General features: G+C 45.5%; 17 protein-coding genes and 2 tRNA genes. 13 read left to right on the top strand and 6 right to left on the bottom strand.

The window, feature by feature from the left end; genetic code table 11:
* Nucleotides 1-230 precede the first annotated feature (230 nt).
* Nucleotides 231-1,091 (bottom strand): N-acetylglucosamine kinase, encoded by an 861-nt coding sequence (locus IDJ77_RS05670; RefSeq protein WP_191187949.1) that lies wholly within the window; start codon nucleotides 1,089-1,091, stop codon nucleotides 231-233.
* Between the two features lie 436 nt (nucleotides 1,092-1,527).
* Nucleotides 1,528-1,761, bottom strand: coding sequence for a hypothetical protein (locus IDJ77_RS05665; protein ID WP_191187948.1), 234 nt, complete (start codon nucleotides 1,759-1,761; stop codon nucleotides 1,528-1,530).
* Between the two features lie 146 nt (nucleotides 1,762-1,907).
* Here IDJ77_RS05665 and IDJ77_RS05660 point away from each other — a divergent pair.
* The 3 genes from IDJ77_RS05660 to IDJ77_RS05650 all read left to right on the top strand — a co-directional run bounded on the left by IDJ77_RS05660 (nucleotide 1,908) and on the right by IDJ77_RS05650 (nucleotide 3,718).
* A tRNA-Arg gene (locus IDJ77_RS05660) sits at nucleotides 1,908-1,981 on the top strand.
* Nucleotides 1,982-2,098: 117 nt separating this feature from the next.
* Nucleotides 2,099-3,646, top strand: coding sequence for a carbon-nitrogen hydrolase family protein (locus IDJ77_RS05655; RefSeq protein WP_191187947.1), 1,548 nt, complete (start codon nucleotides 2,099-2,101; stop codon nucleotides 3,644-3,646).
* A tRNA-Ser gene (locus tag IDJ77_RS05650) sits at nucleotides 3,647-3,718 on the top strand.
* Nucleotides 3,719-3,748: 30 nt separating this feature from the next.
* On the opposite strand, the gene IDJ77_RS05645 is transcribed toward IDJ77_RS05650, so the two are convergent.
* Nucleotides 3,749-5,242, bottom strand: coding sequence for a hypothetical protein (locus IDJ77_RS05645; protein WP_191187946.1), 1,494 nt, complete (start codon nucleotides 5,240-5,242; stop codon nucleotides 3,749-3,751).
* Between the two features lie 131 nt (nucleotides 5,243-5,373).
* Here IDJ77_RS05645 and yiaA point away from each other — a divergent pair, with 131 nt between their 5' ends.
* Nucleotides 5,374-5,841: an inner membrane protein YiaA gene (gene yiaA, locus IDJ77_RS05640; RefSeq protein WP_191187945.1), complete on the top strand. Its 468-nt coding sequence runs from the start codon at nucleotides 5,374-5,376 to the stop codon at nucleotides 5,839-5,841.
* A gap of 165 nt (nucleotides 5,842-6,006) precedes the next feature.
* Here the strand turns inward: yiaA and infC are convergent, their stop codons facing one another.
* Nucleotides 6,007-6,291 carry a translation initiation factor IF-3 gene (gene infC / locus IDJ77_RS05635; RefSeq protein WP_317174307.1) on the bottom strand — a complete coding sequence of 95 codons (285 nt, stop codon included), beginning with the start codon at nucleotides 6,289-6,291 and terminating at the stop codon, nucleotides 6,007-6,009.
* Between the two features lie 256 nt (nucleotides 6,292-6,547).
* Here infC and IDJ77_RS05630 point away from each other — a divergent pair, with 256 nt between their 5' ends.
* Entirely contained in the window at nucleotides 6,548-7,102 is a 555-nt protein-coding gene (locus tag IDJ77_RS05630; RefSeq protein WP_191187943.1) for a prolyl hydroxylase family protein, read from the top strand.
* Nucleotides 7,103-7,137: 35 nt separating this feature from the next.
* Here IDJ77_RS05630 and IDJ77_RS05625 read toward each other — a convergent pair whose 3' ends face one another.
* Nucleotides 7,138-7,539: a response regulator gene (locus IDJ77_RS05625; RefSeq protein WP_191187942.1), complete on the bottom strand. Its 402-nt coding sequence runs from the start codon at nucleotides 7,537-7,539 to the stop codon at nucleotides 7,138-7,140.
* Nucleotides 7,540-7,654: 115 nt separating this feature from the next.
* On the bottom strand, nucleotides 7,655-8,002 hold the full coding sequence (locus tag IDJ77_RS05620; RefSeq protein WP_191187941.1) for a bleomycin resistance protein: 348 nt from the start codon (nucleotides 8,000-8,002) through the stop codon (nucleotides 7,655-7,657).
* Between the two features lie 84 nt (nucleotides 8,003-8,086).
* On the opposite strand from IDJ77_RS05620, the gene IDJ77_RS05615 reads away from it, so the two are divergent.
* From IDJ77_RS05615 to IDJ77_RS05580, 8 genes are all read left to right on the top strand, one after another.
* On the top strand, nucleotides 8,087-8,497 hold the full coding sequence (locus IDJ77_RS05615) for a winged helix-turn-helix transcriptional regulator (protein ID WP_191187940.1): 411 nt from the start codon (nucleotides 8,087-8,089) through the stop codon (nucleotides 8,495-8,497).
* A 476-nt stretch (nucleotides 8,498-8,973) separates the two neighbouring features.
* Nucleotides 8,974-10,764, top strand: coding sequence for an ATP-binding protein (locus tag IDJ77_RS05610; protein ID WP_191187939.1), 1,791 nt, complete (start codon nucleotides 8,974-8,976; stop codon nucleotides 10,762-10,764).
* A gap of 58 nt (nucleotides 10,765-10,822) precedes the next feature.
* The gene (locus IDJ77_RS05605; protein ID WP_191187938.1) at nucleotides 10,823-11,257 is read left to right on the top strand and encodes an SRPBCC family protein; all 435 of its coding nucleotides are present in this window, start codon (nucleotides 10,823-10,825) and stop codon (nucleotides 11,255-11,257) included.
* Nucleotides 11,258-11,317: 60 nt separating this feature from the next.
* Nucleotides 11,318-11,659 (top strand): hypothetical protein, encoded by a 342-nt coding sequence (locus IDJ77_RS05600; RefSeq protein ID WP_191187937.1) that lies wholly within the window; start codon nucleotides 11,318-11,320, stop codon nucleotides 11,657-11,659.
* A gap of 265 nt (nucleotides 11,660-11,924) precedes the next feature.
* Nucleotides 11,925-18,614: a polyketide synthase gene (locus IDJ77_RS05595; protein WP_191187936.1), complete on the top strand. Its 6,690-nt coding sequence runs from the start codon at nucleotides 11,925-11,927 to the stop codon at nucleotides 18,612-18,614.
* A gap of 23 nt (nucleotides 18,615-18,637) precedes the next feature.
* On the top strand, nucleotides 18,638-22,660 hold the full coding sequence (locus tag IDJ77_RS05590) for a non-ribosomal peptide synthetase (RefSeq protein ID WP_191187935.1): 4,023 nt from the start codon (nucleotides 18,638-18,640) through the stop codon (nucleotides 22,658-22,660).
* A 41-nt stretch (nucleotides 22,661-22,701) separates the two neighbouring features.
* Nucleotides 22,702-23,442, top strand: a complete 741-nt coding sequence (locus IDJ77_RS05585) for a 4'-phosphopantetheinyl transferase family protein (protein ID WP_191187934.1) — start codon at nucleotides 22,702-22,704, stop codon at nucleotides 23,440-23,442.
* A gap of 135 nt (nucleotides 23,443-23,577) precedes the next feature.
* Nucleotides 23,578-26,646, top strand: coding sequence for a sensor histidine kinase (locus IDJ77_RS05580; RefSeq protein ID WP_191187933.1), 3,069 nt, complete (start codon nucleotides 23,578-23,580; stop codon nucleotides 26,644-26,646).
* The last annotated feature ends 44 nt before the right edge of the window (nucleotides 26,647-26,690 follow it).

The raw sequence follows: 26,690 nt of genomic DNA, 5'->3' as shown, positions 1-26,690 counted from the left end.
CAAACGGTACGTCTGCAAATAATTACGTTTCAGTGTTAGGTCATTCGTGTTGATGCGCATAACTTTTTAGCTTTGTTACGTAAAGCTAATCTGTTACCGAATTATCTAACCTTTACAGCAATGACGATGGGGCAAAAAAAGGGAAAGCCGGTAAACGTAAAGTTTACCGGCTTTCCCTTTTATGCTTTAAACAAGTTTCCGGCTGCAAACTGCAAACCGCCCACTGCTAACTATAAACTCGAAGGTGCCAACTCCAGGTGGTATTTCACAAGGTTATCTATAGGCGAGCGGATAATGTTGCCAACGGTCATGCCGTTTTCGGTACAAACTTCTTCCAGCACGTTGCGGAAGTTATAGCCAACCGAACCGATACAATTGAAGGTGTATTTTTGATAATCGGGGTAGTGGGTAACCAGGTTTTTAAAGAAATCCTCGAAAGAGGTACGTACCAGGTTACGCGAGTATTCGATGTTTACATTATTATCGTAAACAAATTTGCTGAAGCTTGCGCAGAAACGGTTTGCACGTGGTTGTGTGTAAACTATCTCGTTGATATCATCCGGTGTTAATTTAAATTCTTCCCAAAATGCTTTACGCACAGCCTCGGGCATGTAGCCGCGCAGGTAATCTACCAAAAGCTTTTTGCCTATGTAGCAACCGCTGCCTTCGTCGCCCAGGATGTAAGCGCCCGAATCGATATTGTTAACTACATCTTTACCATCATAAAGGCAGGTGTTGGTACCTGTGCCTAAAATAGCCGCGAAACCTTCGTTGTTACCCAGCAATGCGCGGGCAGCGGCGAGCAGGTCATGACCTATGTTTACCTTCGATTTTGAGAACACCACCTGCATGGCATCTTCTACGATCTTACGCATCTCCGGGGTAGAGCAACCGGCGCCGTAATAGTTAACCTCAGTAATATTATCCTTCTCCAGGTCGGTAGGTAAACTCTCCTTTAAGGATTGTATGATGTACTCTTTCGGAGCAAAATACGGGTTGTAACCTTCGGTGTTGAAATACACTTTTTTACCTTCTTCAGTAACCAGGCACCAATTTGTTTTGGTTGAGCCACCGTCAGCAATTATGATCATATAAGTAATGAGTTGTTAAAAAATTGTGTTAAAAGTATGATTAACTTATTGTAAAAAAAACACTTGGTACTTTTAATGCTATTTTTTGCCAATTACACAGTATAAACCGCTTTTTTATGCGAAAAATTAAACTTTTTAGAGTTTTTTCTGACACTTTTAAGGGTGAAATTACTTGCAAAATTACCTGTAAAATTGACATATAAAGCGCGGCGTAACGCGTTGTGCCCTATGGAGTACCGGGTACAATTATATGTAATATTTTCACAATTATTAATTCAATATTATCGGCAGGTTAACTATAGCCTACTAAAACGGTGGTTTTAGGGTATAACTGAATTTTAAGGAAGGGTAAATACGTATAAAAGTTATCCCCTGGTGGCGGAATCTGTTTATGAGACGCAATAAATAAAAGGAAATAGGATAGCGGTTGGATCAGCTACATCCGCAGCCGCAAAGAAACCGAACGGCCCAGCGCCTGAACCAGGGCGGGGTCTAAGGAGGTATCGCCTTCTTTAAGCGTCCAAACCATTTTGGCATCCTTCACCAGCTCTACTTTTTCGCCATTTAGCAAAAGTTCAAGTTCGGTGGTGTTTTGGCCTATCAGTTTGCTGTTAACAATCTGGTACACATAATCTTTATCATCAAAAGTAATTCGCAGCGGTAAGCCCATGTTCACAATCCTCGGGGGTAAAGATAAGTTTTATTACGTTTAAAGAAGTTTTATTAATGATATAGTTAATTTGGTATTTCAAAACTGTAAACGTGCTATTGCCGTTTTAAGTATAAATTTGCATATTTGCACCGCAAAATATTGCGGGTCCTATAGCTCAGCTGGATAGAGCAACAGATTTCTAATCTGTAGGTCATAGGTTCGAATCCTATTGGGATCACTTTAGTGGAAAAGCAAGCCATATTGGTTTGCTTTTTTTATTTTAGTGAGATTTTGTTAAACCGGCAGGCTATCGTGAATGTTGTTTGCCTGTTGACCCTTTAATTACCTACACAAAATGGAAAACGAAACAAAGAACGAAGATTTAAAAATAGAACTACGTACGCTGACTAAAGACGATTACCTCGGTTTAAAATTCTCAATGGTAGAAGCGTATTCAGAATGGGAGGGTGCTTCGTTTTGGGATGAAACCCATATCAGCCAGTTGGTAGAAATATTCCCTGAAGGGCAGATCTGCATACTGGTGAACGGCAATATTGCCGGATGCGCCCTGTCGCTCATTGTTGATTATGATAAATTTGGCGATAACCATACTTATGCCCAAATAACGGGTAATTACACTTTCTCTACGCATAATACCAAAGGTGATGTGCTTTACGGTATTGATTTTTTTGTACACCCCGAATACCGGGGGATGCGTATAGGGCGACGCTTGTATGATGCCCGCAAGGAGATCTGCGAAAGGCATAACCTGCGTGCCATTATAGCAGGAGGGCGGATACCTAAGTATAAAGATTATGCGGATAAGCTCACCCCCAAAGCCTACCTGGAAAAAGTAAAGGGTAAAGAGATTCATGATCCTACCTTATCATTCCAGCTTGCTAACGATTTCCACGTAAGGAAAATTTTAAAAGGCTATTTACCCGGCGATACCCAATCGCTGGAGTACGCCTCTTTATTAGAATGGAATAACATTTATTACAACGAAGAAGCTGCACATATCAATTCGAAAAAATCCATTATCCGCTTAGGGTTGGTGCAATGGCAAATGCGGCCGTTCCCAAACATGGAGTCGTTATATGAGCAGATAGAATTTTTTGTTGACGTTGTTAGCGACTACCAAAGTGATTTTATTTTGTTCCCCGAGCTTTTTAACGCGCCTTTAATGGCGGCTTATAACCATTTAAGCGGTGCGGACGCCATGCGCGAGATAGCCAAAAGCACGGCCCTGCTGCGCGATAAATTTATGGAGTATGCCATCAGTTATAATATCAATATTATAACAGGCAGCATGCCATACCTGGAAAATGGGGTATTGCTAAACGTAGGATATCTGTGCAGGCGAGATGGTTCTTATGAAATGTACCGAAAAATTCACCTTACACCAGCTGAGAAAAGCGCCTGGGGAATGGTAGGGGGTGATGCAATTACAACCTACGATACCGACTGCGGTAAAATTGGTATCTTGATTTGCTACGATGTGGAGTTTCCGGAATTGCCGCGGTTGTTGGCCGAACAGGGTATGCAAATTCTCTTTGTGCCGTTTATGACGGATACACAAAACGGCTACACCCGTGTTAGGAGTTGCGCACAGGCCCGCGCGATAGAAAACGAATGTTACGTTGCTATAGCAGGTAGTGTGGGTAACTTACCTAAAGTGCATAACATGGATATACAGTATGCCCAGTCGGCTGTATTTACCCCATCGGATTTTTCCTTTCCGAGCAATGGGATCAAAGCCGAAGCTACGCCAAATACCGAAACCACGCTGATAGCCGATGTTGATATAGACCTGCTGAAGGAACTGCATAGCTTTGGCGCTGTGAGGAATTTGAAAGACCGGAGGTTGGATATTTATAAGATAGTTAACAAAAGCAAAAAATAGGGATAACATTTGGAGCGATTGCGATACAGATTTCTAATCTGTAGGTCATAGGTTCGAATCCTATTGGGATCACTTTAAAGCACAAAGCCTTTAGTCGGAAGATTAAAGGCTTTTTTGCTGTACGAGTGTTAGCATAACCTGGTAAGCTGTCTTTTTCTCCCAGCGTGCTATCAGCCAGGCAATAAAGCTCAACGTGAAGATATCGTTATTCCCTGCCCCATCAAGCAGGCTTAAAACCTTTTTTCTATACGATGTTTCAAAAGTTACATCGGGTTTTAACAGGTGTGTTTCAACCAGTTTCAGAAACAGTAGCACGCGTTCTTCCGAAGTTTTCAGCAGGTACTTCTTATATCGCCGCCTGAAGCTGTTTAGCCGCGACATGGCAAGCTCGATGTTAGAGAACTGTGCATGTACCAAAATTTCCATCAGATTTTTTCTGATGGTCCATAACATGCCCATTTTCTTTTCATACCAGGCATCGGTACGTGTCAGTAATGTCAGCTGTTTTAAACTTCCCCGTTCATTGCACAGGGCCAAAAACATAGTCAGGCATATTCGCACATCCTCAATATCTTCTGGTTTATACCTATGTTTAGTATTGGAGAGCGATCTCTGCAATAAAGCGATCGCATCATCAGCAAAGCCTGTGTAGAACAGGTTGAGCGCAGAGAGTAATTGATAGCGCAAATAAAACAGTGTATAATAAGCGGGATCGGTCAGCATCAGATCCATCATCTCCTTCAAATATAATGCACTCCTTACAAAATCCTTTTGCCTCAGATGAAAGTTTGCCAGGAAATACAGGATGGATGTATGGTAAAAAAGGTAGGACGATTTTTTATCCGCCTGGCTTATAAATTGATTTGTTCGATGGATATAACGCTCTATCAATCCGTAATTCTGTTGGATAGCCGCGTATTCATTCGCTATGAAAAGAATTTGATAAATGGATTTATAGGACATCAGGTCCTCTTCGGAAATTTTGTATTTCCGGATCGTCGTCAGCATCAGGGTCGTCAGATTAACGATCTTTCCTTCCAGGTGTATCTGCTGCAGTTCCTGCCTCAAAAAGGCGTAGGCCATATTTAGCCTGGCCTCGCGTTGCATGTCCGATTGGTTTTGCAGGAAACGCGCGGTCAAAGCATCCAGATCTTCGGCTCCCGGCAGGTGGGCATACTGTAGCTTTAGCAGCAACAGCTCATTCAATAAATTATACTGCTCTAAATGTTTAGCCAGCCCTTCAGCCTTATCCAGGCATTTGAATGCTATTTTAACCACGTCGTTTTCTAACAAAAAACGACCCACCACCACCAGGCGCAACGCGTCGTAAGTGTCGGAATGGTTGCTCTCAAAGGTTTTTTGCGATAAGAATAACAACAAATTATCCTGCAGCCTTTTGCGTAAAGCATGGTATGCATCATTATTTTTCTTCGGATCGTAGAGTTTATTTAAGCCATCTATATCGTCAGTTTCTATCAAATTAAGCAAAGCCAGGTTTTTTACATCACTCCGTTTGTTTTTCCGTTGTAAAAACTGCCTGAAAAGCTTTTTATCGGTATTATTGAGCAGGTTGATCAACTCCTGAATGGGATTCATTTGGATATTTTAATGTACATAAAGGTACAACAATAGTAAAATATATCGTCAGTAATTTTCGTATTCTAACTTTTTCAGGCTTGGTTTATAGCAGACATTTGCTTCCATATTAACAACAAAAACAAAACAACATGGAACCGCTACAAAACAGAACAGAAGGAAATTCAACCGCCGTAAAATATGGCGAGAATGTTAGAAACCCATTTAAACCTACTGGTGCATTTATCGGCGCCTCCTGGTTGGCCTTATTAACAGGAGTGACAGGATATCTCATCGGTTTATGGAACGCAACTATGGATCTGAACGAAAAAGGCTATTATTTCACCATCTTATTATTTGGCTTATTCGCAGTGATCTCCGTACAAAAAAGTGTTAGGGACCGGTCGGAAGGGCTTGCCGTAACCGATCTTTACTACGGCATCAGTTGGTTTGCCACTATTGCAGCAATGGTATTATTGACCATTGGCCTGTGGAATGCCGACCTCGCCCGAAGTGAGAAAGGCTTTTACGCCATGGCATTCTGCCTGAGCATGTTTTCGGCCATTGCCGTACAAAAAAATACCCGCGACGCAAAAATGTTTGAGGATAAAGAACTGTAACGTAGCGGTTACCACCCCGCAGCGCCTTGCCCCGGCAAGCCTGCGGGGTTTATTTAGGCATATAAGCTGGTTCGAAAATAACCCAAATGGGATCATCAGAGCTTCAAACAAATGTTTGAGGCTTTTTTATTTTACATAGCGCAGGCTAACTTATCCCGGGCGCTGTTACCCGGCAGTTTTTGGAGTAAACAGCAAATATACTTCTCTGTAGTTTATAACCGGGGGTAGTACGGCGTTGCCTTCGCCCTCCAAACTTTTGGCGATACGAAGCAACAGTTTTTCGCCAATCTCCGGGTGGGTGATTTCCTTCCCTTTGAGCACTACAATTATTTTAACCTCTTCCTTCTTTTTGAGAAAGCCGATGGCATGATCAACTTTATGTTGATACTCCTCATCAGAGTGCATGTACCTGATCCTGATTTCCTTTATCATAATTTGCTGGTTGTTAATGTTGATCTCATCCTCATCCCATTTGCCGTCTTAAGCAGAAGCACAATCTACATAATTGAAGAGTACTTATTAGTAATAATATTTTTTGCCTCAGCTGTAAGTAAATGCATCCGGTAGTTATTGGTGACAACACCAACAACGGCGGAAAAAGAAAGCAGGCTATTACTGGCCTGCTTTTTTATTATATTTTTGTTGTAGCAGGGTTTCCGGTTACAAAAATCCCGAACCCTCGCCCTTAATTTGAAAACTTTGTAGTATGAAAAAGCTTATCATTAACAATAGTATTTTCACAATCGACCGTTTTTGGACACCAAAAGAATGTGAAGATTTTATTTTAAAAAGCGAAGCTATAGGTTATGAACCCGCGACTGTTGAAACAGAAAACGGGCAGAAAGTTATCTTAACAGTTCGTAATAATAATAGGGTTATTTATAAAGACTACCAACTTGCTGATGCGCTCTGGCAGAAATTGAAACCATTTGTGCCACTGCAAATTGGTCACAGTAAAGCTGTGGGATTAAATGAACTTTTTAGGTTTTATAAATATCAACCAGGGCAAGAATTTAAACAGCATAGAGATCAAAGTTATATAAGGAACGATGTTGAAGCGAGCTATTTTACCTTTATGATTTACTTGAATGAAAATTTTGAGGGCGGACAGACAGTTTTCAATGAGCTTTCCGTTCAGCCCAAACAAGGTTCGGCACTTGTTTTTTTGCACAACGTGGAACATCAAGGCAGTGCAGTAACACAAGGAACAAAATATGTTTTGCGAACAGACATTATGTTTCAGCTTGATGAACTACGGTAAACGCCGACGATTATTAATGTTACGCGGTTTGGGTTTTACTCAAAAATTTGCTCCAGCATATCTGCAGATACTGGTTTGCTGATGAAATCTTCAACTACTACATAATTTAGCGCACGTTCCTTATCCTGCATAAAAATTGAGGATGTTGTTATGTAAATTTTTGCGCCAACGATACTATCCATATTTAAACGATGGTATTCTTCTAAAAATCCCCAGCCATCCATTACTGGCATTTTGATATCCAGGAATATCACTCGGGGAAATAGTTCATCATCTTTTCTGATAAGTTCGAGTAGCAGATCTATCCCAGCCTCTCCGTTTGAACAAAAAGAGATATTAGCATCGGAAACTACTCTTCTCACAAATTTTTCAAAAATGAAATTATGGATGGGGTCATCATCTATAATTAACACATTTACTGGGACATAACTATTCATGTGTATACAACATATGTTGGTGGAATTGTTTTATTTAATTAGTAATTAAAAAAAGTAAACCCGGCGATTCAGCATGGCGTCGATATTATCACCGCATCACCACCACGATGTAATTTTAAACCATACTCTGCCCAACCGTCAATAAATTATTATCCGGATCGTGAATGGAGAACTCCCTTTGCATCCAGGGTTTATACTCCAGGGTAGTAACATCTGCACCCTGCTTTTTGGCAAGCTGAAAGAACGCATCGATATCATCTGTGCGGATGTAAACTTGCCCGTAGTTCTTTTTGGGGTCTAAATCGGCAAATTCAAAAAAGTGGATCTGGATGTTGTCTTTCTCCACCATCAGGTAACCATCATAATCGCCGCCGAATTGCGTAAAGCCAAGTTTATTGATATAAAAATCGCGCGTGATGGCTTTATTGCGCATGGGGAGCTTTGGGTTGATGGCGGTAAGCATAATTGTTATTTTGAATTGATAATGAATATAACAAACCTAAAATATTAACTTGTTATTTGCAAGTTGTTTTTGCAGTTTTGTATTGTGAAAGAAAGTAAACAACGGCCCGGGGATCCTGTGGGTTCTGCTTTGGATATTGTTGGCGATAAGTGGTCGCTAATGATCATCTGGAATATGATCATGCATGGAAAGCACACCTACAACGAATTGTTGAAGTCGAATGAAGGGATAGCAACCAATATTTTGGCCAGCCGCTTAGCTAAACTGGAAGCCGCCGGGCTGCTGACCAAAGAAACGCATCCCGACAGCAAAGCCAAAATACTTTACCGCTTAACCCATAAGGGTATCGACCTGTTACCTGCGTTGGTGGAGCTGATGCTATGGGCCCACGCTTATTTGCCGATTCATTCGGCGGGCGATGCATACACTAAGCTATTGAAGCAGAATAAAGAAGCCTTTGTGAAACGGATAGTGGAGGACTTAAAAAATAAGTGATGCGATTTTGTCCGACTCCTGGTGTTTCACTTACGGTGTTTCACTGAATTTTATGCGATGAGTAATTATTTACCTAACAAGTTGATTTGCAATAATATGTGGTTATTATTTAAATAATAGGGGTGTTCCAAAGTGTTTCACAAAAAAGTGTAATTACTTAATAAATAGATGGTTGCAATAATTGGGTGTCCCACTTTTTAGTTGGAACACCCCCCGGCCTTATTTTCGTGCCTCATCCATCATTGCCCCCGCGCAATTAAAAACCCTTTTGTAACAAGCCGGCTATATATGGTGTAACATATAATTAACTGTAACTATTTACCGTACTTAGCAGTATAACTGTTGCCGACGATAAAAACTTGCGCTGCCAATGTAATAAATACGTTGATGGTTGATGATTTGGAATTTTTATTAAATGTTTTTTAATAAATTAGCTTTCAAGTTAATACTTACCCTAATTGCCTTCATTGATGTCCATGGATACTCACATACCTTTTTTTAATTTCTCCTTAAAAAAAGTATTGGCGCAGCAACCCGATACCTTGAAAAAGGCCCGGATAAAAATTTTATACACCATCCTGCTGCTCTCCATGCTCAAGATAGTGATCATACTGCCCATGGTATATCACAGTATCCAGGATCGCCAGCTTTACCGCATAATTTTTGTGCTGGTGTATTACATGGGGCTCACCAAATATTTATTATACAAGCCACTTAATATCAATATTATCTCGCAGGGGATGATCCTGATAGGTATAGCGGGCATCTGGTCGAATATTTTTCTTTTTCAGCAAAATATAAACCTCGTTACCATACAGTTTGTGTTTATGGTAACTTTTGTAAGTTACTACCTTATCGATAGCCGTTACGCTGTTATTTACAGCATATTGGCCATATCGCCGGTAATGTATTTTCTGGCGGTTACCAATCGCCAAAATTGGCACCTGGCGGTTGTGCCCGAGGAATTACCCTCCCCGGGTTTCGAAGCAGTAGTGTTTATGAATTTTATCACCATGCTGCTGGTGCATTACCTGTTCTACTGCGCTTTTCGCGATAATGTGAACGAGAAAGAAGCCTTAAATAAACAGCTGGAGGCAACCGTTGCCGAAACCAAAGCGCTGGCAGATTCGCGCTCGGTGTTCCTGTCTACCATGTCGCACGAGTTGCGCACGCCCTTAAACGCGGTGATAGGGATGACCAACCTGGTAAAAGATACCGCCACCGAAGAACAAACAGAGAACCTGGATATCCTCGAATTTTCGGCCATGAGTTTGCTAACACTGGTAAACGATATACTGGACTACAACAAAACCGAGAACGATAAGATAGAACTGGAAGCCATCCCGGTGAATTTGCCCGACCTGCTGCACAAGGTATGCACCGGGCTGCAGCAAAAGGCAAGGGAAAAAGGCCTTGATGTGGTGCTGCATGTAGATGAGAATTTGAAAGGCAAATGGATAGTCACCGATCCTACACGTATCACTCAAATTATATATAACCTGGTGGGTAACGCCATTAAATTTACCGAGAAGGGGAGCGTTAGTGTACAGGCAACCGCGTTGGGCCAAACCGAAGATAATATGCAGGTGCATTTTTCGGTTTCTGATACCGGGATAGGTATTGCCCCAAACAGGCTGGATGCTATCTTCGACCCATTTACGCAGGCATCCGCAGATACTACCCGGCATTATGGTGGCACGGGGCTTGGGCTGGCTATTGTAAAACGCTTATTAAAACTGTTCAACAGCGAAATTCATCTGCAAAGCAAGCAGGGGGAAGGTTCCTCATTTTCGTTTGATATGGATTTTGGCTTGTATAAAGGCGTTGTTAATCCTGTCAGCATACTCCCGGCAATGGGTAGTAGTTTAGAAGGCCTCAGCATCCTGATAGCCGAGGATAACCCTATAAATTCCTTGTTGCTGGTGAAACTGTTAACCAAATGGAATGCCACCTCGGTTGTTGCCGCTAACGGGCAGGATGCGGTAGACAAATTACTGGCCGGCAGTTTTGATGCAATATTGATGGACCTGCATATGCCCATTATGGATGGCTACCAGGCAACTACCGCCGTCCGCGCGCTTGCCGACCCCGTTAAGGCGCGTATCCCTATCATCGCGCTAACGGCATCGGTATCGCACAATATCAACGGAAAAATTAACCTCGCCGGAATGAACGATTATCTCTCCAAGCCATTCCAGCCGGCCTCGCTATACCAAAAGCTTGCGCCCTTAAATATGGATAAAGCAGGCAATGCTATGGCGGGGTAGCATTAAATATGCCCCGCAAATAGTATATTGCCCTCAAATATTGTTAAGCTAAAACACCATGGCAAATTCAAGCAAACAACCAATTACCATAGAAGCTACTATTAATGCCCCCATAGAAATAGTTTGGGATCTTTGGATCCAGCCCGAGCATATTGTAAAATGGAACAACGCGAGCGACGATTGGCATACCCCAAAGGCAAGTAACGACCTTAAAGTTGGCGGCAAATTCACAGCAACTATGGCCGCTAAAGATGGCAGCATGAGCTTTGATTTTGAAGGCGTTTATACAAAAGTTGAAGAGTATAAGCTTATTGAATACACGATAGCCGACGGCCGAAAAGTAAGCGTTGTTTTTACTAAAGATGACGAAGATGATGAGATATCTAAAGTTGTAGAAACCTTCGAACCCGAAGGCACGCATCCTGTTGAGATGCAGCGGCAGGGCTGGCAGGCCATATTAAACAACTTTAAAAAGTACGTAGAGGAAAATTGAAGTGCGGTAAACCTAAACCCTTACGCCCATTTGTTTGTAATTGAACTATAGCTTAGCATCATGAAAAAACTGTTATTCCTGTTTGTATTCCTGGTTTCGTTCGCTGTGAGATCTTCTGCGCAAACCTTTAATGCCGAAGATTTTAAAAACAACCTTGGTAAATCAAAATCGCTTTGCGATACCGTTTCTTCCATCAAGATCTTCAGCGATACGCTCACGCTCATCAACATGGGCGGTAATTATCCTAATCAGAAATATACCATCGCTGTAAAAGGCAATAAAATTGTTTTAGACTGGGCAAATCTTAAGGGGAAACGCTTGTGCGCAACCGGTGTATTCGAGATGCACAAAAACCGCCCCGAGGTGGTTGTGGGCCAACCTGATCAAATTACCTTTCCATAATTCCTGTTTTTTTGCTGATGTTTACGGCTCTCACTTAACTAATGGTTATATAGCCTGTGGTTGTACGGGGATAATTGCCGTTAACTTAAGTACAGTAAAGTATAGTTTAACTCAGGCTTAAGGGTGTTTTTTATGAAAGTTAAATGAAAAAATTAGGTTGCAGGGTTTTCTTCATAAGATAAAAATTTTTAACTTAAACCCGATTTAGTAACTGATTATAACCAATCGTCGGGTTATTTAAAATTTAACCTGATCACTAACCTTAATGGATATACTTACCGATAATATTTATACCGGGGGATCCGCCGGCGATGTATTTCTGCACCTTTTATTTGAGAGGCAAGCGCTGCAAACTCCGGATGTTATAGCCGTTCAGTTTGGCGGGGAACAGATCAGCTATGCCGACTTAAACAAAAAGGCCGATCTGTTGGCTAACGCGATCATCAGCCAGGCGCCAAATTCGCTGGTTATTGGTGTGAGTACCCTTCGTTCGATAGAAACTGTTACCAGCCTCATAGCGGTTTTAAAAGCAGGTAAGGCCTATTTGCCTATCGACCCAACTTATCCGACCGACAGGCTGGAGCAGATCATTTCAGATTCGGGCGTAAATACTGTTTTGGCCGTTGGGGCTCAAAAAGCACTTTTTAAACACCTGCCCGTTGCCGTTATCAAATCGGACGGGGAACATACATCATCACCTTCTGCAAAAGAGAATATTCGTACCAAGGTTGCCTACATTATTTATACGTCCGGCTCTACCGGCAAGCCCAAAGGTGTTTGCGTGGGGCATGTTGGCGTGGTTAATTTAATATATTACCATAAGCGTATTTCGCCGTACCTGGGTGTAGGTGCTAAAACCCTGCAATTTGCCCCGCTGGTGTTTGATGCATCGGTAGTGGAAGTGTTTTGTACGCTCTGTATAGGTGGTACATTGGTATTGGTTGCCGATGAAGTGCGCATCGATCCTGTTAAGCTCATCCACTATGTAGATGAGATGAAGGTGAACCGCATCAACGTCCCTTTCGTAGCCTTACAATACTTTACCGAAATTGCCGATGCCGAACAGTTTTACCCCAAATCCTTACTGGAGGTAATAACCGCGGGCGAGCAATTGAAGGTTACGCCGCAGATCATCCGCTTTTTCCAGGCGCTTCCAAACTGCGTGTTTTACAACATGTATGGCCCAACCGAAACCAGTGTGGCCAGCACCGCCTTAAAACTGGAAGGCGCGCCCGAAACCTGGCCCTTATTGCCAACCATAGGCAAGGCAATAGATAGCACCAAAAATTTTGTGCTTGATGAGCAGCTGAACCTGTTGCCCGATGGCGAAGTGGGAGAATTGTGCATCAGCGGCATCAACGTAACCTATGGCTATTTAAACCGCCCCGAGCTTACTGCTGAAAAGTTTGTGGACTGGCAACACAACGGCGAAACCACGCGCATATACCGCAGCGGCGACCTGTGCCTTTTTTTGCCCGATGGGAATATAGAATATCTTGGCCGTAAAGATACCCAGGTAAAGATCCGCGGAAACCGGGTAGAAATTGGTGAGATAGAGGTGCTGCTGAACCAGTTGGATGGTGTGCAGCAATCTGTTGTGATAGCGCGCGAAGATAACCCGGGCGATAAACGTTTGGTGGCTTACCTGGTGGCATCGCACGGTAAGGTAAGCACGGCACAGATAAGGGATAGCATAGAAGAAAAACTGCCCGAATTTATGATGCCATCCGCCTTTGTGTGGATGACAGAGCTACCCAAAACCACCAGCGGCAAAGTAGACAGGAATAACCTGCCAAAGCCGGATCTGAAACGCCCCGAGCTGGCAACTTTATACAAACCGGCATCAACCATCACCCAAAAACACCTGACAGGTATTTGGATGGACCTGCTCCAGTTAGAGAAGATCGGTATCGATGATAACTTTTTCGAATTGGGCGGCAATTCTCTGCTCGGGTTAAAAACCGTAGCGGCCCTAAAAAACCAGTTTAACCACTCACTTCCCATAACCAAACTGTACCAGTTCCCAACCATAGCCGGCGTTTCGGCCTGCCTGGATGGTTCCGACAGCAAAGCCGCCGAAACGGTATTGCCAAAACTGCGTGTAAAAAGTGGCAATGGCGATGTAGCCGTTATTGGTATGGCGGGCCGTTTTCCGGGTGCCAATACCATTGATGAGCTGTGGCAGTTGCTCGCAGACGGCCGCGAAAGCACCAGGTTCTTTACGGATGAGGAGCTCGACCGCTCTATCCCCGAGGCAGTACGCTATGCACCGAACTACGTAAAAGCACGGGGCGTAGTAGATGGTTCGGATGAGTTCGACCCTGCGTTTTTTGGGCTGAGTCCGCGCATTGCCGAACTGATGGACCCGCAGCAGCGCATTTTTTTAGAATTGACATGGGAAGCGCTGGAAAGTACCGGGCACCTGCCATCGCAGTACCATGGCATGGTGGGCGTTTTCGCCGGCTGCGGTAACAATACTTATTATATCAATAACGTAATACCAAACCGCCACCTTATTGATAAGGTTGGCAGCTTTTTGGTTACTACATTAAACGAGAAGGATTACATAGCTACCCGCATAGCCTACGAACTGGATCTGAAAGGCCCCGCCGTGAGCGTGCATTCGGCTTGTTCAACCTCCTTATTAGCTATTGCGCAGGCGGTGGATAGCATTCGTAACGGGCAATGCAATGTTGCCCTGGCTGGTGGGGTATCCATCAGTTCACCCATCAACAGCGGGCATTTATACCAGGAAGGCACCATGTTAAGCGCCGACGGGCATTGCCGCTCGTTCGACGCGGAGGCCGATGGTACGGTGTTCAGCGATGGGGCGGGGGTAGTGCTATTGAAGAGTTTAGAAGAAGCCGAAGCCGATGATGATACCATTTACGGTGTGATAAAAGGCGTAGGCTTAAATAACGATGGTGCAGGCAAAGGTAGCTTTACGGCGCCAAACGCCACGGGGCAGGCAGGTGCCATTGCCATGGCCATCCAAAACGCGGGCGTTTCTCCGGCAGATATCAGCTACGTGGAAGCGCACGGCACCGCCACCGTTTTAGGCGATCCCATTGAAATAGAGGGCTTGCGAATGGCCTTCGGCCCGCAGGATAAAAACCAGTACTGCGCCATAGGATCGTTAAAGAGCAATATGGGCCACCTGGTGGCAGCGGCAGGTGTGGCGGGCTTTATAAAAGCTACATTGGCGCTTTACCATAAACAGATCCCGGCATCGTTATACCATACCCGGCCCAATCCAAACATCGATTTTGAGAACAGCCCGTTCTATGTAAACACCAAACTAACCGATTGGGATACCGATAAAAAACGAATAGCCGGCGTAAGTTCCTTTGGCGTTGGGGGTACCAATGTGCATGTGATAGTAGAGGAGTACCCGCAGGAGGTTAAGACTTCGGATGCCGGTAAAGAATTGCACCTGGTACAATGGTCTGCCAAAACCGAGGCCAGTGCCGATAAATACCGCGAAAAGTTATCCGCATGGATAAAAAATAATGAAAGTGCCAGCTTAGCCGATATCACATATACTCTGCAAACCAGGCGTACTGATTTTGCCAATAGGTACATCGCGGTAGCAGCAACACGCGAAGAACTGTTAGAGAAACTCGCGACAGCAATCTCTAAAGCCGATTCTAAAAAGATCAGCGCCAAGGCTACCGAAGTTGCCTTTATGTTCCCCGGCCAGGGCGCCCAGTTTGTGAACATGGGCCGCAATATTTACGATCAGGAACCCGTATTCAGGGCCGCGGTTGATGAGTGCGTTACCATGTTAAAAGGCACCGCGCAGGAGGATATCCTTTCGGTAATATTTAGCGATGCCGACGACGAAGCCGCTACCGAAACGCTGAAGAATACTTTATACACCCAACCCGCATTGTTCATCATCAGCTATGCTATGGCAAAGCTTTGGATGAGCTGGGGTATTACGCCCGCCGTACTAACCGGGCACAGCATCGGCGAGTTTGTGGCCGCTCATTTAGCCGGCATCTTTTCCCTGCCCGATGCTGTTAAACTGATCGCTACCCGCGCAAAAATGGTAAGCGAGGCAGCGGGCGGCGATATGCTCTCGGTACGGATGCCCGAGGCAGATGTAAAAGCTATTCTGCCCGATACCTTGTCGATTGCCGTTATCAATACAAAAACAGCTACCGTTGTTGCGGGCCCTGCCGATGAGATAGCCAAATTTGCTGAAACGCTTGCGGTACAAAACATTGCCACCCGTGTGCTGCAAACCAGCCACGCCTTCCACTCGGCCATGATGGATAGCGTTGTAGAGCCGTTTAAGGCGGTGGTTAAAACCGTGACGCTTAAAGTACCAACCAGGCCAATCATATCTACCATAACCGGTAAATGGCTGAGCGAGGCCGAAGCACTCGACCCTGCATATTGGGCCATGCACGTACGCCGTACCGTCCGTTTTGCCGATGTAGCCAATCTGCTTGCCGAAGACGAAACCCGCATTATGCTGGAAGTTGGTCCGGGCAACGTATTGTCTACCCTGGTTCGCCAGCAGGCATCGCCAAAACAAATAACCGCCATTGCGGGCATAGACAGCGCCGAGGGTAACCTGCCGGTACGTTCGGCCCTGCATGCCCTGGGCCAGCTTTGGTTGAACGGTATCGACCCGGACTGGGCGCTCTTTTACAAGGGACAAAGCAGGCAGCCGTTAAACTTGCCTACTTACGCCTTCGACAGGAGACGTTTTTGGATAGAGCCCGTTATACCCATAAGCCATTTAACGCCACCTTTTGAAGCACCAACGGAATTACTAACAGAAAACAGTACAGAAATACCACAAGATATGCCATTAAGAAAGGACCTTTTGATTGATAAACTGAAGAAAATATTTGAAGATACATCCGGGATTGATGTGGACAGCGGCGATGCCAGCTTTATCGAGATCGGGTTCGATTCATTGTTGCTTACGCAGATCGCCACCAATCTGAAGAAGGAATTTAACGTTCCCATCACCTTCCGTAAATTGTTTGAAGAGTACAACTCGCTTGATCTGTTGGCCGCTCATTTAGATAGCATTTTGCCTGCAGATAAATTCCAGCCGACGGCGGCGGCACCAAAGTCTTCTGCTCAGCCGGTTTACCAGCAAGCCACTTACCAGCAACCCGTATTTCAATCAACCCAACCAGCCGAAGGCAGTACACATGCGCTAAATATGATAGCACAGCAATTGCAATTGCTGGCAAACCAGGTAGGGATTATGCAGGGTGGAGGGATTGATTATTCACAAGTGCGTACAACAACCGTGCAACTAACACCGCCACCGGTACGCCTTTCTAACGGCTTGTCATCTGCCAAGCCCGCTATCTCACTGGCACCAGCATCAGATATCAGCGCCGAGGAAATGGTGGAACTGAAAAAACCATTTGGTGCCACCGCCCGCATCGAGCGGCAGGTACAGGGCATCAGCGATAAACAGCAAGCCTTTATAGATAAGCTTACCAAAGATTATAATACCAAAACCAAAAAGAGCAAGGAGCAAACACAACAGCACCGCCCTTATATGGCCGACCCCAGGGTAGTAAGCGGTTTCCGCCCGCTCACCAAGGAGATGGTTTATCCCATCATTATCAACCACTCTAAAGGCAGCCGCCTGTGGGATGTGGATGGCAACGAATATATCGACGCGCTGAACGGCTTCGGTTCCAATATGCTGGGCTATCAGCCCGAAGTTTTAACCAAAGCCATCCATGAGCAGGTGGATAAAGGTTACGAAATTGGCCCCCAGCACGAGCTTGCGGGCGATGTGTGTAAACTGCTTTGCGAGTTCACCCAGTTCGACCGCGCGGGTTTATGTAACACCGGGTCCGAAGCGGTTCTGGGCGCCATGCGTATTGCGCGTACCGTTACCGGGCGCTCGCTTATCGTAGCTTTTGCAGGTTCTTATCACGGTATTATGGATGAGGTGATCGTACGTGCCACCAAAAAGCATAAAACGGTGCCGGCCGCCTCGGGCATCTTGTCAGAGAACGTGCAATCCATGCTGATACTGGATTATGGTACCGATGAAACTTTAGCTATTATCAAAGAACGCGCTGATGAAATAGCTGCGGTATTGGTAGAGCCCGTACAAAGCCGCCGGCCCGAATTTAAGCCGGTTGAATTCCTCAAAAAACTAAGAACCATCACCGCCGATGCAAAAATAGCCCTGGTATTTGATGAAGTGATCAGCGGTTTCCGGATGCACCCGGGTGGTGCCCAGGCTATCTTTGGCGTAAAAGCCGATATTGGCACCTACGGCAAAGTAATAGGCGGTGGCATGCCTGTTGGCGCTATCTGCGGGATAAAAGAATATATGGACGCGCTCGACGGCGGCCAGTGGCAATTTGGCGACCGCTCCGTCCCCGAAGTTGGGGTAACCTACTTCGCAGGAACGTTTGTACGCCATCCGCTTGCTCTCGCGGCAGCAAAAGCGTCGCTGGAATACATGAAAGAGCGCGGCCCCGCCCTGCAGGAAAAACTGACGAGGCTAACCACCATGTTTGCCGATGGCATGGAAGCAAAATGTAAAAAAGAGGGGGTGCCAATTACCATTGTTGGTTTTGGATCTTTGTGGAGGATGAAGTTTTTGGAGGATATCCCTTACAGCGAACTTTTGTTCACTTTGATACGATTAAAAGGAATCCATATATTGGATGGCTTTCCATGTTTTATAACGGATGCACATACGGAGGATGATATCAAAACCATGCTCGCTGCATTTAATGAAAGTATTGATGAGATGATAGAAGCCGGCTTCTTTTCGCCTCAGCAACAACAAGCCGAGCCGGTTTCTGCTGCCGTAGCCCCACAGGCAGAACCCGCGCCCGTAAATGCAAATACACCGCCCGTACCCGGCGCAAAACTTGGGCGGGATAAGGATGGTAACATCGGTTGGTTTATCAGCGATGATAATAACAGCGGCAAGTATTTGCAGGTAAAATAAATTTTTAATTTGTACGGCGTATAATGAATTACGAGCTAATTCCGGTTGAATTTGATCCATTTGCAGGACCCGCGATCTTATTAACGGCACCGGCTACCGAGCCACAAATAGAGATATGGACATCGTGCTTAATAGGCGGTGGTGACGCCAGTTGTGCCTATAACGATTCTGCTTCGCTGCTGCTAACAGGCAACTTTGATAAGGATGCTATGTACCGGGCCCTACAGGCTTTAAGCGACCGCCATGAGTCCTTGCGAACCGTATTCACCGCGGATGGCAAGCACTTTGTAGTTTATGATAACCCGCCGGTAAATATTGATTATCACGATCTTACTTTACAAAGCGAAGCACAGAATAGGTTGTTCATCCAAAACTACGCACGTCAGAATGCCATCACTCCGCTGGATCTGGTGAACGGCCCCCTGTTTAAACCTTCTATTTTTAAGCTGAACAATAACGAGCATTATCTCACCTTCATTGCCCATCACATTATTTGCGATGGCTGGTCGATAGGGATCATGATGCAGGATATGAGTAAGCTGTATACCGCTTTTGCGACGGGCGAACAACCGGATTTGGCACCCGCGCCGCGTTACAGCGATTACGCGTTTGAACAAACCGAAGCCGGCGAGAGCGAAGAAACCAGCCAAACCGAGCAGTACTGGATAGACCAGTTTAACGGCAGCGCGCATTTGCTTAATGTACCCACAGATAACCCGCGCCCGGCCATGCGCACCTATAAAAGCAAGCGTGCCGATTTTACCCTGGATGCCGCTTTGGTTGCCGAAGTAAAACAAATGGCACGCAAGGCGGGTACCAGTTTTGTTACCACGCTGATGGCTGCCTTTGAGGTGTTTTTGCAGCAAATAACCGGGCACGAAGAAATTATATTGGGCCTGCCCGCGGCAGGCCAATCGGCTACCGGCAATTACGGGCTGGTAGGGCATTGCGTAAACTTATTGGCACTGCGTAGCTACCCCAAAGGCGAACTAACTTTTGTAGAATACCTGAAACAACGCAAAACCGAGGTGCTGGACGCTTACGACCATCAAAATTACACCTTCGGTAGCCTGTTGAAAAAACTGAATATCCCCCGGGACGCGTCGCGCTTGCCGCTGGTACCCGTGGTATTCAATATAGATATCGGTATGGATGAGGGTGTGCATTTCCATGGCCTTAAGCACAGCTATATCACCACCGGGCGCGAGTACGAGAATTTTGAGATCTTCCTGAACATTACCGACCATAAAGATGCCCTGGTGCTGGAGTGGTCGTACAACACCCAGATCTTTGAGGCGGCTACCATCAGTCGTATGATGGACGAATACCAGCACCTGCTAAAACAGGTAGTTAAATCGCCCGATATGCTCATTGGTAAACTTCCCTTAATGCGGAAGGATGAGTTGATGGCGCAGTTGAATAAATGGAACGATACCCGGGTGCCTTATCCCAAGGAAAAATCGCTTCACCAGATCATCAGCGAAGTGGCTGCCAAAAATCCCGGCAGTATCGCCTTAAAATTCAATAACGAAACCTTTACCTACCGGCAGCTGAACGAGCGTGCTAATCAACTGGCGGCCGTACTGATAGCCGATGGCGTAAAAGTGGGTGATAAAATAGCCGTATCGCTGGATAGGGCCGCCGAATTGGTGGTAACCCTGCTTGCCGTAATGAAGGCCGGTGGCGTTTATGTACCGCTCGACCCGATATTTCCCATCAACCGCATCAATTACATGCTGGCCGATTCGCAGGCGGTAAAGCTGATCACAACCATCAAATACAGTGGCCAGTACGAATCTAATGCGCAGGAAATATTGCTGCACGAAATTTGGCCAACGCTTGATAACTACCCCACAGCAGATCCCGATGTAATGGTGATCGGTAAGGATCTGCTATATATCCTGTATACTTCCGGCTCAACGGGGCAGCCAAAAGGCGTGCAAATAGCACATCACAATGCAGTAAACTTTTTGTACAGTATGCAAAAAGAGCCCGGTATGACGGCTATCGACAAGCTGCTTGCCGTAACCACCATTAGCTTTGATATTGCCGGACTGGAGCTGTTTTTACCGCTGATAACCGGTGCCCAGATTGTATTGGCGGATGCCGTTACAGCCAAGGATGGTATGGCCCTGTTGGAGATCATCCGCAAGGAAAAGATCAGCGTAATGCAGGCAACGCCCTACACCTGGCGCATTTTACTGGAAGCAGGCTGGGAAAACGAAAAAATAAAGGTGATATGTGGCGGCGAAGCTTTACCGATGGACCTGGCCACCCGCATTTTGGGCAGGGCATCATCCCTATGGAACGTTTATGGCCCTACGGAGACCACCATTTGGTCTACCATTAAACAAATTACTGCCGAAGATAAAACTATCAGCATAGGCAGGCCCATTGATAATACTTACATATATATACTGGATAAATTCCAGAACCCGCTTGCCCCGGGTGCTGCCGGCGAAATTTATATAGGCGGCGAAGGCGTAGCCAAGGGCTATCATGATCAGCCCATCTTAAACTATGAAAAGTTTGTAGAGGATCCCTTTGCTGATGAGCCCGGCGCCATGATGTACCGTACCGGCGATTTGGGTATGTACCTGAATGATGGCAACCTGATGTATCTCTCGCGTATCGACGCGCAGGTGAAGATCCGCGGTTACCGGATAGAGACCGGGGAAATAGAGTTCCACATGGCTAAGGATCCGGACCTGAAACAAGCCGTAGTTATTGCCCGGCCGGATGGTAATGGGGTGGACAGGTTGGTAGCCTACGTGGTTTTCAACGACGACTTTGTGTGCAAAGATTTTAAGGAATGCGTAAGTTATTGGCGCAACGATCTGAGAGGATCGGTGCCCGATTATATGATCCCTGATAGTTTTATACAGGTAGATGCCATGCCGCTTACCCCGAATGGTAAGGTTGATAAGAAGGCATTGGCGGCATTAGGCGCTATCCCTGCAGAACGCCAGGACCTGTATATAGCCCCGCGTACCGATGTGGAGCAAATGGTTGCCGATATCTGGAAAGAGCACCTTAACATAGAAAAAGTTGGCGTTTATGATAACTTTTTTGAATTGGGCGGGCACTCACTGATAGCCGTAAAGGTAATGGCGCAGATAGAGAAGGAAACCGGTAACCGTCTGCCGCTGGCTATCCTTTTCGAAAATTCTACGGTTGAAAAACTGGCGTTGATATTGGGTATGGACGGCAGATCCATCACCTGGGATTCGCTGGTGCCCATTAAACCGAAAGGCACCAAAATGCCTATTTACATTGTGCATGGCGCGGGTTTAAACGTGCTGCTGTTTAACACCCTGGCCAACAATATGGATGCCGACCAACCGGTTTACGGCATGCAGGCCAAAGGGCTAAACGGAGTTGATGAGCCATTGAACCGTATGGAAGATATCGCGGCACACTATATATCCTCCATCCGTGCACAAAACCCGGATGGCCCTTACGCGCTTGCGGGTTTCTCATTCGGCGGTATCATCGCCTGGGAAATGGCGCGGCAGTTAGAGGCCCTAAACCTGGAGGTGCGTATGCTGGCGATGTTTGATACCTATGCCTACCGCACGCCATATTACGACCCATGGCTGGTTAACAAAGTTAAACGGGGAATGTATTTTGGACGGCGATTGTGGTATTCTTTAACCTTTCAGGAGGGTTTTACGAAAACCGTGCAGCATCGTACCAAAGCGGTAAGCCGCATAGCTACCCGCCTGTTATGGAAGCTGAAATACGGCGAGCAGAAGGAACAACCCGTCGGCTTTTTTGGTTACAGCAACAAAATTGATGAGATGAACGACATTGCCCAACAGCATTATAAGATAGAGCCGTACAATATTTCGGTGGAACTTTTCAGGGCCGAGGTGAAATCGTTTTACCTGGATGACTTTGAATTTATGGGCTGGAAACCCTACGCGTTGAAGGGGGTGAATATCCACAAGATCCCGGGGGAGCATAACACTATATTTAAATCGCCAAACGATAAGGAGTTTGCACGAATATTACAGGAATGCCTAAACGCCGCCAATGAAAAGTAAGTTAGCGGTCGGCACTATCACATCACAATAACATTGCGGTTTTGGGTAAGGTACACATTCAATTTCTCGACGACGTAAACTGGCGGCCTGCCCGGCCCGCCGATTTTGTTTTGAATGATAATGAGGTACATGTATACCGGATCAATATCAGTACCAACCTGCATCTGCTGGATGCCTTTTTAGCCACGCTAATGCCTGCCGAGAAAGAACGCGGCGGCAAGTATTTTCAATTGAAAGACAGGCAGCGGTTTATCTTAAGCCGCGGCGCGCAGCGGGATATTTTGGGCCGGTATTTAAACCAACCCGCGGCAAAGGTGGCTTTTGCATTAGGTAACAATAAAAAGCCCTTCCTGGTTACTGACGGCAAGCCCGCCATTCAATACAATATCACCCACGCCGGCGACTGGATCTTACTGGCTGTATCCAACGAAGCTGTTGGTGCCGATGTGGAATTTGTCGACAAAAAATTTCAATTCAACGATCTTTTAGAAGAACACTTTAGCCCGGTGGAGATCGCTTTTATCGGTCAGGATACCCCTGTGGAAAATTTCTACCTGTTGTGGACCCGCAAGGAGGCGCTGTTAAAGGCCACCGGGCAAGGGCTTGGCGAGCACCTCAAAGTTACGCCATCTCTAAACGGGATCCATCCCTTATCGCCCGAACTTTTATGCGCCGATAAAACCTGGGAGGTAAGCAGTTTTAATTTACAGGATGGTTACACCGGCAGTATTGCAAACCTTTACGGCGCTGCCCGCTTAAGCTTTTTTGATATTAGTTTCTAAATAATACTACGTATTTATTCTTATAGGTAATTTATTATTGCACTTAAACTTATTAACTTACTGGTAGTTAATAAGTTTAAGTTTGCCTTGAATTGTAAATATGCTTATATATTAGTACGCCGCTAATATATTTTAATGGTAACCAATTTACCTGCGTTAGTTTCTTTGCAGTATAACCGCGCCGGCAAGCTTTTTTTACAGCTGTTGGCTGGCTTTGTATTGACTTTTATTTCCCCGGACGCCTTTGCCCAGATTATCATCCCCCGGTTTGAAACCATTGGTGTAAACGATGGGCTTTCGCAAAGTTCGGCCTATACCATTTACCAGGATAAAAAGGGCTTTATGTGGTTTGGTACTGCCGATGGCCTCAACCGTTTTGATGGGCATTCTATCAAAGTGTTTAAGGTGAAGGATAATGCCGTTGCCAACTCCAATTATGTACGCGGTACGCTTTGTGAAGATAAGGCCGGGAATATTTGGTACACCAACGAAACCGGCGTTTTTTGCCTGGATGTCGCCAAAGAAACCCTTACCCGCCGCCACAAGCTAACTCAGGATTACCAGGCAAGCGGCGTTTTTATAGACGGGGAGGATAACTTTTGGATGTTATGTTTGAACGGTGTGGCATCCTTTGATATTAAAACCAGTAAATGGCAGCGCTATATCTACAAATTTATCCTCAACGATAAAAACGCCACCGGTTTTAGGTACGCTACGGATTACAAGGACAATATTTGGTTTAAGGTAAATGGCTTTGGCATCTATCACTTCAATACAAAAACGCAGCGGTTTAAACATGCTATGGTTAATATGCCCATTGCCTGCATCAATTACAACAGGGGGAATATTTACTACTGGTGCGATAATACCCTTTACACCGCCGATGCGTCGCTGAAAACCATCAGCAAAAAGCATTTTGATATTGCCGATAAGGTGGATATAATGATTGATATTTTACCCGATAATTACGGGCGTGTTTGGTTCACCACCTCAAGCGCGGGTTTGCTTTGCTATAATAAGGCCACCGGCAAAATGGATATGTTTAGGCATGATAATGCCCGGCAAAAATCGCTGGCCTTTGATATTACACGCTGCCTTTATATTGATAGGTTTGATAACTTGTGGATAGGCACCGATGGGGGCGGCATAAGCCGGCTGGTTCTGAAGCCTGCCAAATTTAATCTCTTCCCACTGAACGAAGGCGATTATGCCTTCCTGAATAATTATTTTATCAAATGCTTTTACGAAGATGAGCGCGGGCGGATCTGGTTCGGTACGCAGGATAACGGCTTGAATATATTTGATCCGCAGGATCGCAGCGTAAAAAACTATCCCGCTAATAACCATCCCGGCAAGGGGATCTCGGGCTCGGTTTCGGCCATTTTCAGGGATGCGGGAGGTGTTTTTTGGATCGGCAGCAGTATGGGCATTTATAAATTTAACGAGCGAGACGGAACCTTTAAAGCCATAGACATCTCCGCTATACCCACCCAATTCCTGCGCTCCAACATTAATTTCGCTATTAAATTCAGGCAGTTAAAAAATGGTGATATATTGGTAGCTACCTGCCTGGGCCTTTACCGTATGCAGAAAAACGCCTTGGGGAATTATAAGGTTTCCAACATCATCGATGAGAAACTGCAGGGATTAACGCTGGATTTTGTAGAAATGGCCGATAGCAGCCTTTACATTGCTGTACCCGGGCTGGCACTCTATCATTATAAAAAACAAGGCGGTGATTACCTGTTGCAGGGCGGCTATTTCAAGGGTTTGGATATAAGAAGCCTGCAAGTGGACGAGTTGGACGGCAATAAAATATGGGTATCATCAGCAGTTGGGCTGATAGAATTTAACAGCCGGCTGAAGACATCGGTTGCCTATAAAATTGCCGATGGTTTAGCCAACGATTATGTTTACGGCGTGCTGGAGGATAAAAAGCATAACCTTTGGATAAGTACAAACGGCGGCTTAAGCTACTTCGACCGTTCAAAAAAAGCCTTTCAAAACTATACGGTGAGCGATGGGCTACAAAGCAATGAGTTTAATACCGCGTCATTCTATAAAAGCCCCAAAGGCACCATGTATTTTGGCGGGATAAAGGGTTTCAACTGGTTTAATCCCGAAACTTTATACAGCGGCAGGCATAAGCCTGGCGTGGCTATCACAGGTGTTTTGGTTGATGATAAACCTTTTGTAAACGATGCAGGCTTGGTAAAAACTAACAACATCGATCTTGCTTACGATAAAAATAGCCTCTCGTTTTCGTTTGCGGCGTTGGATTATACAATGCCATCGGCAAACAAAATTGCCTACATGCTTACCGGCTTGGAGAATAAATGGGTTATCACCACCAATAAAAATGTACGCTATGCAAAGCTGCTGCCCGGGCATTACCGCTTTTTGGTAAAGGCGAGCAATGGCGATGGCATGTGGAGCAATGTACAATCTGTCGATATCAATATAAAGGCACCGTTTTGGCAGCAAACGTGGTTTTATGTGGCTGTGTCGCTGTGCCTTGCGGGGCTGTTGATCTATATCACCTGGGCATTATCGCAGGTTAAAATAAAACGCAGGCTCCGGCTGTTAGAAAGGCGGCACGCTATTGATGCCGAACGTAACCGCATCAGTCGAGATATGCACGATGAGATTGGCAGCGGCCTCACCCATATAGCTCTGCTGAGCGAACTGATACAAACCCAGCATAAAACAGATGCAGCAGTGAAGAATGATGTGGGCAATATCTCGGCATCGGCACGCAAGCTGATCACCAATATGAGCGAAATTATTTGGGCGCTAAACCCGCAGAACGATTCGCTGGAAAACCTGCTGGCCTACACCCGCGAACAGATGCAACAGCATTTTGAACCTTTTGATATGGTGCTGGAGATAGATTTTGCCGATACCGTGCCCGATATCCCGCTCACCAACGAGCAGCGCCGCAATTTATACCTCGTAACCAAAGAGGCCCTTAACAATGCCATGAAACACGCCCGGGCAACACTGGTGAAACTATCGGTAGAAATTGCAGCAGGCCAAATTGTTTTTACCGTGGCCGATAATGGCTGCGGGCTGCCCGATAGTGCCGGTAAACCCAATTGCAACGGCTTAAAAAACATGCGCAAAAGGATGGAAGATATAGGCGGAAATATCAGCATGGCAAGTAACCCGCATGGGCTTACGGTACGTTATGCCCTAAATACTTAAAAGTAAAATACTACTTTTTTACACCGCCAATGCCCGCTTTTAAT

The organism is Mucilaginibacter pankratovii, assembly GCF_014773265.1.
Lineage (GTDB): Bacteria > Bacteroidota > Bacteroidia > Sphingobacteriales > Sphingobacteriaceae > Mucilaginibacter > Mucilaginibacter pankratovii.
The sequence above is the reverse complement of the archived record's forward strand: the minus strand, read 5'-3'. Positions and strand labels throughout refer to the sequence as shown.